Origin of the sequence: Streptomyces sp. NPDC058620, assembly GCF_042717135.1 — a bacterium.
Classification (GTDB): domain Bacteria; phylum Actinomycetota; class Actinomycetes; order Streptomycetales; family Streptomycetaceae; genus Streptomyces.
This window is the reverse complement of sequence record NZ_JBHXQO010000002.1, coordinates 118,426-133,691: the sequence shown is the minus strand read 5'-3', so window position 1 is coordinate 133,691 and position 15,266 is coordinate 118,426. Positions and strand designations below refer to the sequence as shown.

The window sequence follows — 15,266 nt, the reverse complement described above, 5'->3', positions numbered from 1 at the left end:
CGCACACACCCAGGGAGCAGATCCCATGCGCATCACCGTCTTCGGAGCAGCCGGAAACGTAGGCAGCCGCGTCGTCACCGAGGCCCTCACCCGTGGCCACGAGGTCACCGCCGTCGTCCGCGACGCCGCCCGCTTCGCCACCCTGCACCCCGCCGCCACCCACCGCACCGGCGACGCCGGAGTCCCGGACCAGGTGGCGGAGCTGAGCGCCGGACAGGACCTCGTGGTCAACGCCACCAGACCGGCACCCGGCCACGAGGCCGAACACGCCGCGATCAGCCGGGCGTTACTGTCCGGCCTCGCCGGCACCGGCGTCCGGCTGGTCGTCGTCGGCGGCGCCGGCAGCCTGTCGGTGCCCGGCACCCGGGGCGTCCTCGCGAGCGACGACCCGGCCTACGTCCCCGCCGCCTGGCGGCACATCGCCCTGGCCTCCAACGCCCAGTACGACGCCGTCCGCACCGCGGCGACCGACGTCGACTGGACGTACCTGAGCCCGTCCGCCCTCCTTGAGCCGGGCCGCCGCACCGGCACCTTCAGGCTCGGCACCGACGAGCTCCTGGTCGACGCCGACGGCAACTCGGCCATCTCCATGGAGGACTTGGCGGTGGCGCTCCTGGACGAGGCCGAAGACCCCAGGCACCACCGCACCCGCTTCACCGCCGGATACTGACGGGCGGCGTCAGTGGGCCGCCGAGTTCCTGATCACCTCGAACAGGCTGGTGAAGCTGTCGTCGCCCCGACCGGCCGCCATGCCGCGCTCGAAGTGCTTCAGGACCGCGGCGGGCAGCGCCGTGTCGACGCCCGAGTCCTTCGCCGTGTGCACGATGTGGTCCACGCTCGCCACCCCCATGGCCAGTCGGTCCACTTCGCCCCGGTGGTCCCCCGTGTCGATCCTCGGTGTGTAGTACGCCAGGAAGTCCGGCATCGTGGCCATCGTCGACGACGCGTACGGCAGGATCTCCGCGGCGGTGATGCCGTTGGCCTCCGCCAGCGCCAGGGCGTGCAGCCAGCTCAGCGCGGACGTCCAGAACATGTCCATCTGGATCTGGTAGAACAGCGCCGCGAGCCCCGGGTCCTCACCGCGGTAGTCGGTGCCGGTGAGGACCTCCAGCGTTTCCCGGTGCGCCTCGAACACCTCTTTCGGGCCGCTGTAGAAGGTGGAGGAGTCGCTCTGCCCGATACCCGCGGGTGACGCCTGCACCCCACCGGTCAGGTACTGCGCACCGTGCCCCGCGGCCCACTTCGCCGCCTCCCGGGCCTTCTCCGGCGTGTCCGAGCTGAGGTTGACCAGGACGCGGCCGGACAGCGCGTCGGTGGCCGGTTCGAGAATCGCGTACATCGCGTCGTAGTCCGTCAGACTCAGGATCACCAGCTCACTGGCGGCCACCGCCTCACCGGCCGTGCCGGCCAGGATCACGCCCTTCACCACCAGGTCGTCGGCCTTGCTCGCGGTCCTGTTCCACACCGTCACCCGATGCCCGCGCTCCAGGAACGCCTCCCCCATCGCCCTGCCCATCGGGCCGAGTCCGATCACGGTCACTGCTGCGTGCTTGCCCACGAGAACCTCCTAGAACGAACGCTCTATCTAGTCAGGAACGTAGCACAGCTAAAACGAACGCTCCATCCGGTAGATTTGTGGAGTGAAGACCAAGCCGACAGACGCAGCGACCCCCCTCGGCACCCGGGAGCGGATCGTCCGGACGACCTCGACGCTGATGCAGCGCCAGGGGTTCGACGGCACCGGGATCAAGCAGATCTCCCTGGAGGCCGGGGCCACCCTCGGCTCCGTCTACCACTTCTTCCCGGGCGGGAAGCAGGAGCTGGCTGTCGCGGCCGTGCACCACGGGGACCACGAATTCGCCGGCCTCCTGCGCGAGATCCTCGACAGCGAGGAAGACCCGGCCCGGGCGGTCATCGCCTGCACCCGGAGTCTCGCCGAAGGGCTGCGCGCCTCGGACTGGATCGACGGCTGCCCGGTCACCGCCACCGCACTCGGGACGGCGGGCCGCTTTCCCGACATCCAGCGGGCCGCCGCCGAGGCGTTCGCCCGCTGGCAGTCCATCGTCTCCGAGAAGCTGCGCGGCGCGGGCATTCCCGACGACGACGCGAACGACCTCGCCGCGACGGTGATCAGCACGCTGGAAGGAGCCGAACTCGCCGCGCAGGTCTCGCGGGACGCCCGGCCACTGGAGGTCGCGGGCCGTCACCTGGCCCAGCTGATCACACTTCACCGGAATCCGCCCGGGGCTCAAGGGGCGAGCTCCGAGCGCTCTTAACAAGGATGGGGTGGACGGGTCAGTTGTCCCACCCACCCACCCTGCCCGGCGAGTTGACTTTTCGTGACCGACTTGCCACGGATGGTCATCACGCTCTAGCGTGCGTCCGAGACGACAAAAAATCGACCCCCGCCGGGTGCTGGCACACCTGACAGGGGTCTGACCACAAGGATCGGAATCAGCGACCCCATGGCTGACGCCCAGCTTAGTGCCGCCCCCTGCGCCCCGCACGTATCCCCGCCCGCAGCCCCGCACCCGATGGCCAATCCGGGCTACGGCAAGCGCTCGGCGCCGTACGAACGCCCCCGCACGGAACGCGACTTCGCGCACCTGCTCCCCCGCGACGCCGCCATCGCCGCCTACGTCGACCGCCTTCCGGACGGCTCGGACATCTCCGTGAAGGCGCTGGCCAAGGTGCTTCCGTACGGGCAGTGCGCCGTACGGACCACGCTCAACCGCCTCCAGGAGGCCGGACATCTGCGCCGGGGCAGCGAGTGCGTCGCCACCGAGAGCGCCCTGCTCTGGGTGACCCGGACGTTCTTCTCGCGGACCGCACGCGACGATGCCTGGTGGGCCGCGTTCGCCCAGGGCGACGTACCGAAGGAGCAGCAACGGCCCACCCGCTCCAGGGCGTTCATCCTGCTGGCCTCGCTGGGCCGGGCCGCACCCACCCTGACACTCTCCTCGGCCGACTGCGCGGACCTGGAACCGCAGGTCAGCGAGTGGTTCGAGCGCGGCGCCACGGAAGCGGAACTCCTCCACGCCCTGACCGCCGGCCTGCCCACCCCGGTCCACCACGCCGCGTCACTCCTCCGCAGGCGCCTGCGGGACAAGATGCCACCCGAACGAGTCACTCCGGCGCACCGGACGGTCCTGCGCACCCTGGAATGCAGCGAATGCCGCGCCCCCGGCACCCCGGAAGCCCTCATCGGCGGCCGCTGCGCCCCCTGCCGAGGCACCGAACCTGACGCACACTTCGGACCACCCGGCGCCGTGCAGGCCCCCCAGGTGCGAGAGCGCATGAGCAGCGTCCGGGCAGCAGTGGTCCCCAGGTCGGAGCGGACATACCGATGACCGTGCAGCTCATCCGGAGCGAAATCCGGGCACGATGGAAGGGAGGAGGCGAAGCCATGACCCCCAGCACCGCCGACCGCCCTGACATGTCCGTCGAGGACTTCGAGGAGCTCGCCCGCCGCGCCCCGGAAACGGTGACGCTCGAATTCATCAACGGAAAGCTAAGGGTCAAGCCCGTGCCGGACGGCGACCACGGAGCAATCTTCATGTTGCTCCTGCGGCAGTGCATGCGGCACCGCCCCGATCTCGATCTTCACCCTGAGCAGGGCCTGCTGATGGACGCCTACCGCAAGGGTCGCGTGCGCCCGGACGGGACCCTGGCACCGATCGGGCACTTCGCGGGCCAGCCCGAGTGGGCCGACAGCACAGGCGTCCTCATGCTCGTCGAGGTCACGTCCTACGACTCCGGCACCCACCGCCGCGACCGCGTCGACAAGGGCCGCGCCTACGCCTGCGGCGACATCCCGGTCTATCTCCTCGTCGACCGCGACGACGACACCCTCACCGTCTTCAGCGAGCCGAAGGACGGCGTGTACCAGCGACACCCTTCGTACCCCTTCGGCGCCACCGTCCCGCTCCCGGCCCCGGTCGGCATCACCCTGGACACCGACAGGCTCAAGGACTTCGCCCACTGATCAGGACCTGCCGCTCCCGGCACCGCCTCGCACGTGGCGCACGAGCAACGGCCCCGGGCGCACTTCAGAGGACGCCCATGCGCCGACGCATCACCAGGTCCCGCGCCGGAATCCTCTGCGCGGTGCTCGTCATGGCCACCTTCGTCGGGTTCCAGCTGACGTCACTGACCGGACGGGATTCCCCCGATTCCAAGAACTACCTCTCCTACGCCCTCCGGCTGAGCGGGGAGAGCCGCGCCTCGGCCACCGCCCAGGCGATCGACTACACGTGCATCGACGAGGGCGACAGGCCCTTGGTACGGGAATGTGTGCGGAAGCTGACGGCCTCGACCGCGTACTGGACGCGGCACGGCAACACCTCCGGCATGACCGGGCCGTTCCTCAACTCCCGCTTCATGGCGATCTACGAGGCGCGCCCCGGATACCCCCTGCTGCTCGTGCCGTTCATCGCCGTGTTCGGGCTCGTCCTGGGCGTCTGGCTGGCCGGTGTGACCGTCGCTCTGGCGGGCAGCCTCTTCGTCCTGGCCACCCTGCGCGCCGCCGGTGCCAACTGGGCGGCCGCGCTGTGCGGACAGATCCTCTACCTGACGCTGCCAACCGGCGCGATCGCGATGCTCCCCATGGCCGACGGGCTCACCCTGGCCTGCACGGCGGCGGTGGCACTCGGCTGCACGCTGACCTTGAACGGGGAGCGCCGGACAGCCGGGACCGCCCTCGTCACCGGCGGCCTCCTCGTGGCCTTCCTGGCGCGCTACTCCCAGGCGCTCCTGCTGGCCGGCGCCCTCGCGGCGGCCTTTGCCGGGCTCGCCCGGTATCGCAAGCGCCGCAACCGCCCGCCCCGGCCCGCGCTGGACCTCTTCGTCCTGTGCGGCGGCCTGGCGGTCGCCATGCAGCTGACCACGTACGTACTGGGCTGGCCGTCGGGATACGACAGCGCCCAGGACCTCCTGACCCACCATTACCAGCGCCCGGACGTGCCCGACCCCTGGCCCCGGTTCCTCACGGCGGAAGGGACCTTCTGGTCGGCCTGGACGGACCACCAGCTGAAGGAACCGTTACTCCTGATCACCCTGGCCCTGGCCGCCTGTTCCACGCTCCGGCGCCCCACGTACCTCGGCCTGCTCGCCGCCGCGACGGCCGCGGGCGGCGTGCTCAACCAGGCCGGACACCCCAACCTCGACATGCTGGCCGGTCAGCGCCTCATCGTGCTGGTCTGGTTCCTGCCGGTCCTCACGATCCCCCTGCTCCTCACGGCACGCCCCGGAAGGAACTGAGACGGCCCCGGCCCCCGGGACGAATCCCAGGGGCCGGGGCCGGCACCGTACGACTACGGCTGCGACTGCACTACTGATCCGGGAAGGATCAGAAGTCCATGTCACCGCCCGGCATGCCGCCCGGGGCGGCCGCGCCGGCCTTCTCGGGCTTGTCGGCGATGACGGCCTCGGTGGTGAGGAAGAGCGCGGCGATGGACGCGGCGTTCTGCAGAGCGGAGCGCGTGACCTTCGCCGGGTCGATGATGCCCTCGGCGATCATGTCGACGTACTCACCGGTCGCGGCGTTGAGGCCGTGACCGATCGGCAGGTTGCGCACCTTCTCGACGACGACGCCACCCTCAAGACCACCGTTGACGGCGATCTGCTTGAGCGGGGCCTCCAGCGCGAGCTTCACGGCGTTGGCGCCCGTGGCCTCGTCACCGGTCAGGTCGAGCTTCTCGAAGACGGCCGTGGCCTGGAGCAGAGCCACGCCACCACCGGCGACGATGCCCTCCTCGACAGCGGCCTTGGCGTTGCGCACCGCGTCCTCGATGCGGTGCTTGCGCTCCTTGAGCTCGACCTCGGTCGCGGCGCCGGCCTTGATGACGGCCACGCCGCCGGCCAGCTTCGCGAGGCGCTCCTGGAGCTTCTCGCGGTCGTAGTCCGAGTCGGAGTTCTCGATCTCGGCACGGATCTGCTTGACGCGACCCTGAACCTGGTCGCTCTCGCCCGCACCGTCGACGATCGTGGTCTCGTCCTTGGTGATGACGACCTTGCGGGCGCTGCCGAGCAGGTCCAGGCCGGCGTTCTCCAGCTTGAGACCGACCTCCTCGGAGATGACGGTGCCACCGGTGAGGATGGCGATGTCGCCGAGCATGGCCTTGCGGCGGTCACCGAAGCCCGGAGCCTTGACGGCGACGGACTTGAAGGTGCCACGGATCTTGTTGACGACCAGGGTCGACAGGGCCTCGCCCTCGACGTCCTCCGCGATGATCAGCAGCGGCTTACCCGACTGCATGACCTTCTCGAGCAGCGGAAGGAGGTCCTTCACGTTGCTGATCTTGGAGTTGACGATCAGGATGTACGGGTCGTCGAAGGACGTCTCCATACGCTCCATGTCGGTGGCGAAGTACGCCGAGATGTAGCCCTTGTCGAAGCGCATACCCTCGGTGAGCTCCAGCTCCAGACCGAAGGTCTGGGACTCCTCGACGGTGATGACGCCTTCCTTGCCGACCTTGTCCATAGCCTCGGCGATCTTGGCGCCGATCTCGGTGTCAGCAGCGGAGATGGAGGCGGTCGAAGCGATCTGCTCCTTGGTCTCCACGTCCTTCGCCTGCTCCAGCAGAGCGGCGGAGACGGCCTCGACGGCCTTCTCGATGCCACGCTTCAGAGCCATCGGGTTGGCACCCGCGGCGACATTGCGCAGACCCTCGCGGACGAGAGCCTGAGCGAGAACGGTGGCGGTGGTCGTACCGTCGCCGGCGACGTCGTCCGTCTTCTTGGCGACCTCCTTGACCAGCTCCGCACCGATCTTCTCGTACGGGTCCTCGAGCTCGATCTCCTTGGCGATGGAAACACCATCGTTGGTGATCGTGGGCGCGCCCCACTTCTTCTCGAGGACGACGTTACGGCCCTTGGGGCCGAGGGTGACCTTGACGGCGTCGGCGAGCTGGTTCATCCCGCGCTCGAGACCGCGCCGTGCCTCCTCGTCGAACGCGATGATCTTGGCCATGTGAAGTGGTCCTCCCGGACAGGGGTGGATTCTCCGGACCGAGAGGCGCCCGCGACGGACGGCCAGCGTGCTGTGTGGTTCCTTGCCCCACGCAGCCTGCGGGCCTCACCGGCCCGGTCCAAGTTTCTGTCACTCTCACCTGGAGAGTGCTAACGCCAATGATTAGCACTCGACCCCTGCGAGTGCAAGCGTCCCCCTCGGGATGTGGACAACCGGGCGTGCCCGGACGGGGTGCCGGCCGGAGGATGCGCACAGGCGCACGGAGGGCACACGGACGCACGGGGGACGCCCGGACGCATGGACACCCGGACGCGTGGACACCCGGACGCACGTAGGGCCCGTACCCCTGGGGGTACGGGCCCTACGTGCGTGAGTAGTGTCGTTGGCCGACCGCGCCGAGCTCAGCCGACGGCGAGCTTGACCATGTCCGCCTGCGGCCCCTTCTGGCCCTGCGAGATTTCGAATTCAACTCGCTGACCCTCTTCGAGGGTGCGGTACCCGTCCATCTGGATCGCGCTGTAGTGGACGAAAACATCCGCACCACCGTCGACCGCGATGAAGCCGTACCCCTTCTCCGCGTTGAACCACTTGACGGTGCCCTGAGCCATGCCTAACTCCCCTATTACTGGCCCTTGCACAGGACCGCACTTCGCGGGCCCGGGTCAGAACTCACCCTCCGACCGGAGAGGGTGCGTGCGCCGGAACGCGTCGACCGCGGCCGAATGTATCTGCCCAACTGCCCTCTGCAACAGGTCAATCGGACGAGAATTCTGGGCACAACCGATCGCCCCTATATGGGGAATTCATGAGATTCCTGGGCAAGTCGGGCCTGACAAAGGCCACTTATGGCTCAAGGGGGTCGCACACTTTGGCTGCTTCTTATCGCGACCGGGCGCATTCTCATATGCGGGCGGCACAGGCAGCGGAGGGGACTTCCCAACTCTACCGCGCTTAACCATGCAGAATTACCCCCTCCGCTTCTCTCGCGGAGGGGGTAACAGGGATAACGCTGTGAAGCCGGCGGCCGTGCGCGCGCCGGCCCGGCGGTCAGCCTCCGGCGACGGCCGGGATGATCGAGACGCCGGCACCGTCCGGCGTGGCCGCGTCCAGGCCGCCCTCGAAGCGCACGTCGTCGTCGTTGACGTACACGTTCACGAAGCGGCGGAGCTTGCCCTGGTCGTCCAGGACGCGGGCGGCGATGCCCGGGTGGTTCTTCTCCAGGGACGCGATGACCTCGGAGAGGATCGCGCCCTCCGCCGGAACCTCGGCCTGGCCGCCCGTGTAGGTGCGGAGGATGGTGGGGATGCGGACCTTGACGCTCATGGTGGGTGCCTTCCTTCGGTCTCGGGTGATCAGCTGGTGGCGAGGCCGGCGGCGCGGAACGCGTCCAGGCTCGGCCGGATCGTCGCGGTCGCCTGCGAGGTCGCGGCCACCGCGTCGAGCGTCTTGAGACCGTCACCGGTGTTCAGGACGACGGTGGTCAGCGTCGGGTCGAGGAGACCCGCCTCGATCAGCTTCTTCGTCACGCCGACCGTCACCCCGCCCGCGGTCTCCGCGAAGATGCCCTCGGTACGGGCCAGCAGCTTGATCGCGTCGACGATCTGCTCGTCGTTCACGTCCTCCACGGCCCCACCGGTACGGCGGGCGATGTCCAGGACGTACGGACCGTCGGCCGGGTTCCCGATCGCCAGGGACTTGGCGATCGTGTTCGGCTTCTGGGGACGCACGACGTCGTGACCGGCCTTGAAGGCCACCGACACCGGGGAGCAGCCCTCGGCCTGGGCGCCGAAGATCTTGTACGGCTTGTCCTCGACCAGACCCAGCTTGATGAGCTCCTGGAGCCCCTTGTCGATCTTCGTGAGCTGCGAACCCGAGGCGATCGGGATCACGAGCTGGTCGGGCAGCTGCCAGCCGAGCTGCTCGCAGATCTCGTACGCGAGGGTCTTGGAGCCCTCGCCGTAGTACGGACGCAGGTTGACGTTGACGAAGCCCCAGCCCTCGCCGAGCGGGTCGCCGATGAGCTCGGAACAGAAGCGGTTGACGTCGTCGTAGTTGCCCTCGATGCCGACCAGCTCACCGCCGTACACCGCGGCCATGACGACCTTGCCCTGTTCCAGGTCGTGCGGGATGAACACGCAGGAGCGGAAGCCGGCGCGGGCGGCGGCGGCGCCCACCGCACCGGCGAGGTTGCCGGTGGAGGAGCAGGAGAGGGTGGTGAAGCCGAAGGCGCGGGCGGCCTCGACGGCGATCGCGACGACACGGTCCTTGAAGGAGTGCGTCGGGTTCCCGGAGTCGTCCTTGACGAACAGGCCACCGGTGACGCCCAGTTCACGGGCGAGGTTGTCGGCCTTGACCAGCTTGGTGAAGCCGGGGTTGATGTTGGGCTTGTCCGCGACATCGGAGGGGACCGGCAGCAGCGGCGCGTAGCGCCAGATGTTGTTGGGTCCGGCCTCGATGCGCTTCTTCAGCTCGTCGGGAGAGCCGCTCGGCAGGTCGTACGCCACTTCGAGCGGCCCGAAACAGGACGCACAGGCGAAGAGGGGACCGAGCTCGAAGCGCTCGCCGCACTCACGGCAGGAAAGCGCCGCGGCGGGACCGAGGTCCACAGTGGAAGGGGTGTTCGTCAGTTCAGTCTGCACAGCCATGCTGGCGGAGGCCCTTTCTCCTCATCTTCCTCATGGCGAATTTCGCCACAAGACGGATTTGGCACCTTCCCCACCGTGACCTCGCGGTCGATGGGGGGGTTGCCGGGACTTCAACGGGCCGTTCCCTCAGTCCCTCTGGATGAGCGCTGTGGCGCTGGATCACCGATCCAGGCGTTTGTCGGCGGGCGACCCCGAGATGCGAGGGCCGTCCGCGTTGTTCAAGACTGTAACCGAAGCCTCGGACGGTTGAGAGAGTCGTCCGAACCGCGAGATGGATCACACGCAGGGAGATTCGACCGTGATCGAAGAGGTGGAACGTTGGCTGACCAGGCGTTCCTGGTCGGCCGCCGATCGTCCGCTGGATCGTCTCGCGGCCGCCAGGACCCGGGACCCACGCCGCGGCAGCATCAGCGTCGTCCTGCCCGCCCTCAACGAGGAGGCGACGGTCGGCGACATCGTGACGACGATCCGGCGCGAGCTGATGGAGCGCGTGCCGCTGATCGACGAGCTGGTGGTCATCGATTCCGGATCGACGGACGCGACCGCGCGGGTCGCCACGGAGGCGGGCGCCCGGGTGGTGCACCGGGACGCGATCCTCCCCCGAATACCCGCCATCCCCGGCAAGGGCGAGGTCCTGTGGCGGTCACTGCTGGTCACGAGCGGTGAGATCGTCTGCTTCGTCGACGCGGACCTGAAGGACTTCTCCGCGGACTTCGTCTCCGGGACCGTCGGGCCGCTGCTCACCGATCCCTCGGTGCAGTTCGTGAAGGCGATGTACGACCGGCCGCTGGGCAACACCGCCGGTCAGGGCGGTCGTGTCACTGAACTGGTCGCACGGCCCCTGCTCAATCTGCACTGGCCGCAGCTGGCCGGTTTCGTCCAGCCGCTCGGCGGCGAGTACGCGGTGCGGCGCTCCCTGCTCGAACAGCTGCCCTTCCCCGTCGGTTACGGAGTGGAGCTGGGACTGCTCATCGACTCGCTGCACCTGGTGGGCCTGGACGCACTGGCCCAGGTCGACGTCGGCGTACGCAAACACCGTCACCAGGACGGCCAGGCGCTGGGCAGGATGGCCGCGACGATCTACCGCACCGCACAGACGCGGCTCTCCCGGGGGCACCTGGTGCGACCGGTGCTGACCCAGTTCGAGCGGGGCGAGAACGGCTTCGTGCCGTGCACCCATGCGGTCGATACGGAGGAGCGGCCTCCGATGCGGGACATCGAGGAGTATCTGTCCCATCGCGCGGCGTAACCGGTTCAGTCATAAAAGTTCCCTACATTTCCCTTCTATGGCTTCTTCTCGACCGAGGGCCGCTCTGCGCCGGTGGCGCCGACTGCCCGCATACGCCGCTCCCCTGGCCGTGCTCGGCTCCCTCGTGGCCGGGCCGGCCACCCCGGCACCGGCCGCCGCCGCCCCGGCCACGGAGGTGCCGCGCCCCGCGCACGGCTCCCTGGCCGAGACCGGCGGCAACAGCGAGCGGCTGTGGCTGCTCGGCGGCCTCGGGTTCGCCCTGACCGGGGCCGGGGCGGTCGCCCGCGCGGCGGCGCGCGGCCGGGGACGCGAACGCGACCACGGCTGACCGGCGGGGCGCCAGCCCGCCCAGCCGGGGGCCGTACTCACGTTTGGGGGGTTACGGAAGCGGCTAGGTTCCGGTACATGGTTTCCGAGCACGCTGCCCAGGTTCTCGTCGCGTCCAACCGCGGCCCGGTGTCGTACACCCGGGGCGAGGACGGCTCGCTCACATCGAAACGGGGCGGAGGCGGCCTGGTCTCCGGCCTCAGCGCGGTCGACGACAAGCTGTGGGTGTGCGCGGCCCTGAGCGACGGCGACCGCGAGGCGGTCAGGCAGGGGGTCGCCGAACCGGGCGTACGGATGCTCGACATCGACGCCGCTCTGCACGCCGACGCGTACAACGGCATCGCGAACTCGGTGCTCTGGTTCGTCCACCACATGCTGTACCAGACCCCGTTGGAGCCCGCGTTCGACGCGGAGTTCAGGCGGCAGTGGGCCTCGTACGAGGCGTACAACCGGGCCTTCGCCGAAGCGCTCGCCGAGGAGGCGGGCGAGGGGGCGGCGGTCCTCGTGCAGGACTACCACCTCGCACTGGTGCCGGGCATGCTCCGCGAGCTCCGTGCCGATCTGCGGATCGGGCACTTCTCGCACACCCCGTGGGCACCCGTCGACTACTTCCGCCTGCTGCCCGACGACATCGGGGAGCAGTTGCTGCGGGGCATTCTCGGCGCCGACCGGGCGGCGTTCCTCACCCGGCGGTGGGCCGACGCCTTCATCGGCTGCTGCACGGAGATCCTGGGCGGCACCGGCCGCACCCGGATCGGGGTGCACGGGCTGGGGGCGGACGCGGAGTTCCTGCGCCGCCGCGCGCACGAGGCCGACGTGGACGAGCGGATGGAAGCCCTGCGGGAGCAGGTGGGTCCCGGCCGGCGGACGATCGTGCGGGTGGACCGGACGGAGCTCTCCAAGAACATCGTGCGCGGGCTGCTCGCGTACCGGGCGCTGCTGGCGGAGCACCCGGAGTGGCGCGAGCGGGTCGCCCACATCGCGTTCGCCTATCCCTCGCGGCAGGACCTCGTGGTGTACCGGGAGTACACGGCGGCGGTGCAGACGCTGGCCGACGAGATCAACGCGGAGTACGGGACGCCTGGCTGGACGCCCGTGATCCTGCACGTCAAGGACGACTTCGCGCGCTCACTCGCGGCGTACCGGCTGGCCGACGTGGCGCTGGTGAACCCGATCCGTGACGGTATGAACCTGGTCGCCAAGGAGGTCCCCGTGGTCTCCGACGACGGCTGCGTACTGGTGCTGTCGCGGGAGGCGGGGGCGTACGAGGAGCTGGGCGACGCCTCCATCGTGGTGAACCCGTACGACGTGTCGGCCACGGCCGAGGCGCTGCACCAGGCGCTGTCGATGCCGCACGACGAGCGGGCCGACCGCACGAAGGCACTGGCCGCGGCGGCGACGGCGCTGCCGCCGCAGCAGTGGTTCCTGGACCAGCTAGAGGCGCTGCGCGAGGGCTGACAGGAAACCGACGACGTCGGCCGGGCCGGGCACCAACAGGTCGGCCCGCTCGGCGAGTTCGGGCACTTCGGCGTTGCCGCTGCAGATCAGCAGGCCGGGGATGCCGTCCGGGCCCTCGGTGCGGAGCTTCTCCACGGCGGCGTAGGCGGCGAGGTCGCCGAGGTCGTCACCGGCGTACAGGACGGACTCGGCGTCCGTCTCCCGTACGTACTCGGCGAGAGCGACGCCCTTGTCCATGCCGGGTGGGCGCAACTCCAGGACCAGGCGGCCCGGTTCGACGATCAGCCCGTGCGCGGCCGCGAGCCGGCCCAGGGGCCCCCGGAGCGACTCGAAGGCGGCCTGCGGGTCCTCGGCCCTGCGGGTGTGTACGGCGACGGCCTGTCCCTTCTCCTCCACCCAGCTGCCGTGCCAGGCGCCCGCCTCATGGAGCACACCGGGGAGTTCGGCGCGTACGGCGGCGATGCCGGGGTGGGGGGCGGGGGCATGCACGGTGCCGGAGACGGCGTCCCAGCGTTCGGCGCCGTAATGGCCGAGGACGACGAGGTGATCGAGACCGGGCACCCCCGCGAAGCCGCCGTACCGCACGGCGACGCCGGCCGGGCGGCCGGTGATCACGGCGACGGACGCGACGCGTGGGGCGAGTGCGGCGAGGGCCGGGACGGCGCCGGGGTGGGCGCGGGCCTGCTCCGGGTCGGGGACGATGTCGGCGAGCGTGCCGTCGAAATCGAGGGCGACCACGGCTCGGTCGGGCCGGGCGAGGATCGCGGCGAGACCTTCGCGGCCGGCCGCGGTGGTCGGGGCCGGCAGGTGAACGGGATGACTGCCCATGCGTCGACCCTATAGCGGCAACGGTCTTCCCGGGGCTCAGCCCCGAACCCCTGTGCCCTCTATCGCCCGGCGATTGAGGACCGGGGTGTGGGGCGGAGCCCCGCGACGGAGGCGCACGGTCAGCGGCGGTCGCGGCGGGCAGCCCGTACCGCTCGGAGGCGGTTCACCGTCACCGGGTCCTCCTCCAGCGCCCGCACATCGTCGATCAGCGCGTTCAGCAGCTGGTAGTAGCGAACCGGCGACATCCCGAGCTCCTCACGGATCGCCCGTTCCTTCGCCCCCGGCCCCGCCCAGGAGCGCCGCTCCAGGGCGAGCAGCGCTCGGTCCCGGTCGGAGAGTGGGGGGTCTTCGGTCATATGAACAACCTAATCGGCCACTCGGACACCCGCGCCACCCCACCCGCTCCGCATACCGACGGCTACTCCGCCTGCTCGGCGTCCGTCGCCTTCTTCGCTATCTCCGCGAGCACGCTCTCCGGGTTGCCGTTCGGCTCCACCGCGGTGCCGATGCTCTCCTTGATGGCCTCGCTCGCCTGCGCCCAGGACGTCTTGGCGAACGGGTAGAACTGCGAGTTCGGCAGCGCCGCCAGGAACTCCCGCAGCGGCTTGTGCCGGGCGTCCGTCTCCATCTCCGCGGAGGCGCTGTCCGTGACGGGCAGCATGTCGTACTCGTCCGCGAACGCGAGCACGTTCTCGTCGTTGTACGCGAAGTCGAAGAACTTGCCGATCTCCTCGCGGTGCTCGTTCTGCTTGAAGCCCATCATCCAGTCGGCCACGCCCATCGAGCCCGTGGTGGGCCCGTCGACGCCGGGCAGCGGCACCATTCCGACCTCGACGCCCTCCTTCTCGGCGTCCTCCATCAGCGTCGGGTGCCCGTTGAGCATGCCCACCTGGCCCCGGGTGAACGCGTCGAACGCCTTGGCCCGGTCCAGCTTGCCCGGGGCGACGGGCCCGGTGAGCCCCTTGCCGACGAGGTTGTCCCTCAGCCAGGTGAGCGTGGCGATGTTCTCCGCGGAGTCGATGTTGTACCCACCGACATCGTCCGTGTAGCCACCGCCGCCGCTGAGCAGCCACATCAGGGTCTCGGCCTGGGACTCCTCCGGCCCGAGGGGCAGCGCGAAGGGGTACCGGACGCCGCGCTCCTTGAGCCGGGTGGCATCGCGCTGGATGTCCGCCCAGGTCTTCGGCGCGTCGAGCCCGGCGTCGCTGAAGAGCTTCTTGTTGAAGAAGAGCAGCCGGGTGCTCGCGATGAACGGCAGACCGTACTGCTCGCCGTTGACCTTGCCCGCGTCACTCAGCGAGGGAAGGAAGTTGGCCTGCGTACGGATGGCGAGCATCTGGTCGGCCGTGTAGAGCTTGTCCTTCTTCGCGTAGTCGGCGTACGCGCCGATCTGGGCGATGTCCGGGGCCTTGTTCTGGGCGACCATCTCGGCGACCTCGCGGTCGACGTCCTTCCACGCGTACACGTGGACGTCGACCTTGATGCCGGGGTGAGCGGCCTCGAAGTTCCGGGCGAGGTTGTTCCAGTAGGTCTCGGACGTGTTCGCCGCGCTGGTGCCGTAGTCGGCCGCCACGAACTTCAGGGTGACGTCACCCGAGCCGCTGCCGCTCGCGCAGCCCGACAGTGTTGCCGTCATGCCAAGTGCGGCCACCGCCGCGGTCAGACCCAAAAAGCGCCGCTGCACGGCCTCGCCCATCCTCATTCGAATACATCACTTACACGGCCCCCACCGAAGGGCGATTTTCCCCCACGTTCACCGAGAGGTCTACGCCACAGGAGTCTCGCTTAG

General features: G+C 69.6%; 16 protein-coding genes and 1 riboswitch. Of the genes, 8 read left to right on the top strand and 8 right to left on the bottom strand.

Annotated features, from left to right (window positions below; all coding sequences use genetic code 11):
• Positions 1-25: 25 nt before the first annotated feature.
• On the top strand, positions 26-670 hold the full coding sequence (locus ACFWSK_RS03010) for an NAD(P)-dependent oxidoreductase (RefSeq protein WP_383781121.1): 645 nt from the start codon (positions 26-28) through the stop codon (positions 668-670).
• A 9-nt stretch (positions 671-679) separates the two neighbouring features.
• On the opposite strand, the gene ACFWSK_RS03005 is transcribed toward ACFWSK_RS03010, so the two are convergent.
• Positions 680-1,558: an NAD(P)-dependent oxidoreductase gene (locus tag ACFWSK_RS03005; RefSeq protein ID WP_383781118.1), complete on the bottom strand. Its 879-nt coding sequence runs from the start codon at positions 1,556-1,558 to the stop codon at positions 680-682.
• Between the two features lie 82 nt (positions 1,559-1,640).
• On the opposite strand from ACFWSK_RS03005, the gene ACFWSK_RS03000 reads away from it, so the two are divergent.
• The 4 genes from ACFWSK_RS03000 (at position 1,641) to ACFWSK_RS02985 (ending at position 5,259) form a co-directional block, all read left to right on the top strand.
• A complete protein-coding gene (locus ACFWSK_RS03000; RefSeq protein WP_383781116.1) occupies positions 1,641-2,276 on the top strand; it encodes a TetR/AcrR family transcriptional regulator in 636 nt (211 codons plus the stop codon).
• A gap of 258 nt (positions 2,277-2,534) precedes the next feature.
• Positions 2,535-3,350, top strand: a complete 816-nt coding sequence (locus ACFWSK_RS02995) for a hypothetical protein (RefSeq protein WP_383781891.1) — start codon at positions 2,535-2,537, stop codon at positions 3,348-3,350.
• 56 nt (positions 3,351-3,406) lie between these two features.
• Positions 3,407-3,985: a Uma2 family endonuclease gene (locus tag ACFWSK_RS02990; RefSeq protein WP_383781114.1), complete on the top strand. Its 579-nt coding sequence runs from the start codon at positions 3,407-3,409 to the stop codon at positions 3,983-3,985.
• A 77-nt stretch (positions 3,986-4,062) separates the two neighbouring features.
• Positions 4,063-5,259: a hypothetical protein gene (locus ACFWSK_RS02985; RefSeq protein WP_383781111.1), complete on the top strand. Its 1,197-nt coding sequence runs from the start codon at positions 4,063-4,065 to the stop codon at positions 5,257-5,259.
• An 88-nt stretch (positions 5,260-5,347) separates the two neighbouring features.
• Here ACFWSK_RS02985 and groL read toward each other — a convergent pair whose 3' ends face one another.
• The 4 genes from groL to thrC form a co-directional block, all read right to left on the bottom strand.
• Positions 5,348-6,970 carry a chaperonin GroEL gene (gene groL / locus ACFWSK_RS02980; protein WP_328905074.1) on the bottom strand — a complete coding sequence of 541 codons (1,623 nt, stop codon included), beginning with the start codon at positions 6,968-6,970 and terminating at the stop codon, positions 5,348-5,350.
• Between the two features lie 401 nt (positions 6,971-7,371).
• Complete coding sequence (locus tag ACFWSK_RS02975) at positions 7,372-7,578, bottom strand: cold-shock protein (RefSeq protein ID WP_003967346.1); 207 nt, start codon at positions 7,576-7,578, stop codon at positions 7,372-7,374.
• Positions 7,579-8,017: 439 nt separating this feature from the next.
• Positions 8,018-8,293, bottom strand: coding sequence for a MoaD/ThiS family protein (locus ACFWSK_RS02970; RefSeq protein ID WP_383781108.1), 276 nt, complete (start codon positions 8,291-8,293; stop codon positions 8,018-8,020).
• 29 nt (positions 8,294-8,322) lie between these two features.
• The gene (gene thrC / locus ACFWSK_RS02965; RefSeq protein ID WP_383781105.1) at positions 8,323-9,615 is read right to left on the bottom strand and encodes a threonine synthase; all 1,293 of its coding nucleotides are present in this window, start codon (positions 9,613-9,615) and stop codon (positions 8,323-8,325) included.
• Positions 9,616-9,633: 18 nt separating this feature from the next.
• Positions 9,634-9,761, bottom strand: a riboswitch (SAM riboswitch).
• A 152-nt stretch (positions 9,762-9,913) separates the two neighbouring features.
• Between thrC and ACFWSK_RS02960 the strand changes: the two genes are divergently transcribed.
• From ACFWSK_RS02960 to ACFWSK_RS02950, 3 genes are all read left to right on the top strand, one after another.
• On the top strand, positions 9,914-10,864 hold the full coding sequence (locus tag ACFWSK_RS02960; protein WP_383781103.1) for a glucosyl-3-phosphoglycerate synthase: 951 nt from the start codon (positions 9,914-9,916) through the stop codon (positions 10,862-10,864).
• Between the two features lie 37 nt (positions 10,865-10,901).
• Positions 10,902-11,192 carry a hypothetical protein gene (locus tag ACFWSK_RS02955; protein WP_383781100.1) on the top strand — a complete coding sequence of 97 codons (291 nt, stop codon included), beginning with the start codon at positions 10,902-10,904 and terminating at the stop codon, positions 11,190-11,192.
• Positions 11,193-11,269: 77 nt separating this feature from the next.
• On the top strand, positions 11,270-12,649 hold the full coding sequence (locus tag ACFWSK_RS02950; RefSeq protein WP_383781098.1) for a trehalose-6-phosphate synthase: 1,380 nt from the start codon (positions 11,270-11,272) through the stop codon (positions 12,647-12,649).
• On the opposite strand, the gene otsB is transcribed toward ACFWSK_RS02950, so the two are convergent.
• From otsB to ACFWSK_RS02935, 3 genes are all read right to left on the bottom strand, one after another.
• Positions 12,626-13,477, bottom strand: coding sequence for a trehalose-phosphatase (gene otsB, locus ACFWSK_RS02945; protein WP_383781094.1), 852 nt, complete (start codon positions 13,475-13,477; stop codon positions 12,626-12,628). The genes ACFWSK_RS02950 and otsB overlap by 24 nt on opposite strands.
• 119 nt (positions 13,478-13,596) lie before the next feature.
• Positions 13,597-13,833, bottom strand: a complete 237-nt coding sequence (locus tag ACFWSK_RS02940; protein WP_383781092.1) for a DUF3263 domain-containing protein — start codon at positions 13,831-13,833, stop codon at positions 13,597-13,599.
• A 62-nt stretch (positions 13,834-13,895) separates the two neighbouring features.
• Complete coding sequence (locus ACFWSK_RS02935; protein WP_383781089.1) at positions 13,896-15,173, bottom strand: ABC transporter substrate-binding protein; 1,278 nt, start codon at positions 15,171-15,173, stop codon at positions 13,896-13,898.
• Positions 15,174-15,266: the final 93 nt, after the last annotated feature.

What these genes read in the sequence shown, in the direction of transcription:
- ACFWSK_RS02935 (WP_383781089.1), bottom strand. Translation starts at nt 15,173, where the DNA reads ATGGGCGAGGCCGTGCAGCGGCGCTTTTTGGGTCTGACCGCGGCGGTG.
- otsB (WP_383781094.1), bottom strand. Translation starts at nt 13,477, where the DNA reads ATGGGCAGTCATCCCGTTCACCTGCCGGCCCCGACCACCGCGGCCGGC.
- ACFWSK_RS02970 (WP_383781108.1), bottom strand. Translation starts at nt 8,293, where the DNA reads ATGAGCGTCAAGGTCCGCATCCCCACCATCCTCCGCACCTACACGGGC.
- ACFWSK_RS03010 (WP_383781121.1), top strand. Translation starts at nt 26, where the DNA reads ATGCGCATCACCGTCTTCGGAGCAGCCGGAAACGTAGGCAGCCGCGTC.
- ACFWSK_RS02985 (WP_383781111.1), top strand. Translation starts at nt 4,063, where the DNA reads ATGCGCCGACGCATCACCAGGTCCCGCGCCGGAATCCTCTGCGCGGTG.
- groL (WP_328905074.1), bottom strand. Translation starts at nt 6,970, where the DNA reads ATGGCCAAGATCATCGCGTTCGACGAGGAGGCACGGCGCGGTCTCGAG.
- thrC (WP_383781105.1), bottom strand. Translation starts at nt 9,615, where the DNA reads ATGGCTGTGCAGACTGAACTGACGAACACCCCTTCCACTGTGGACCTC.
- ACFWSK_RS02975 (WP_003967346.1), bottom strand. Translation starts at nt 7,578, where the DNA reads ATGGCTCAGGGCACCGTCAAGTGGTTCAACGCGGAGAAGGGGTACGGC.
- ACFWSK_RS02995 (WP_383781891.1), top strand. Translation starts at nt 2,535, where the DNA reads ATGGCCAATCCGGGCTACGGCAAGCGCTCGGCGCCGTACGAACGCCCC.
- ACFWSK_RS02990 (WP_383781114.1), top strand. Translation starts at nt 3,407, where the DNA reads ATGACCCCCAGCACCGCCGACCGCCCTGACATGTCCGTCGAGGACTTC.
- ACFWSK_RS02955 (WP_383781100.1), top strand. Translation starts at nt 10,902, where the DNA reads ATGGCTTCTTCTCGACCGAGGGCCGCTCTGCGCCGGTGGCGCCGACTG.
- ACFWSK_RS02950 (WP_383781098.1), top strand. Translation starts at nt 11,270, where the DNA reads ATGGTTTCCGAGCACGCTGCCCAGGTTCTCGTCGCGTCCAACCGCGGC.
- ACFWSK_RS02940 (WP_383781092.1), bottom strand. Translation starts at nt 13,833, where the DNA reads ATGACCGAAGACCCCCCACTCTCCGACCGGGACCGAGCGCTGCTCGCC.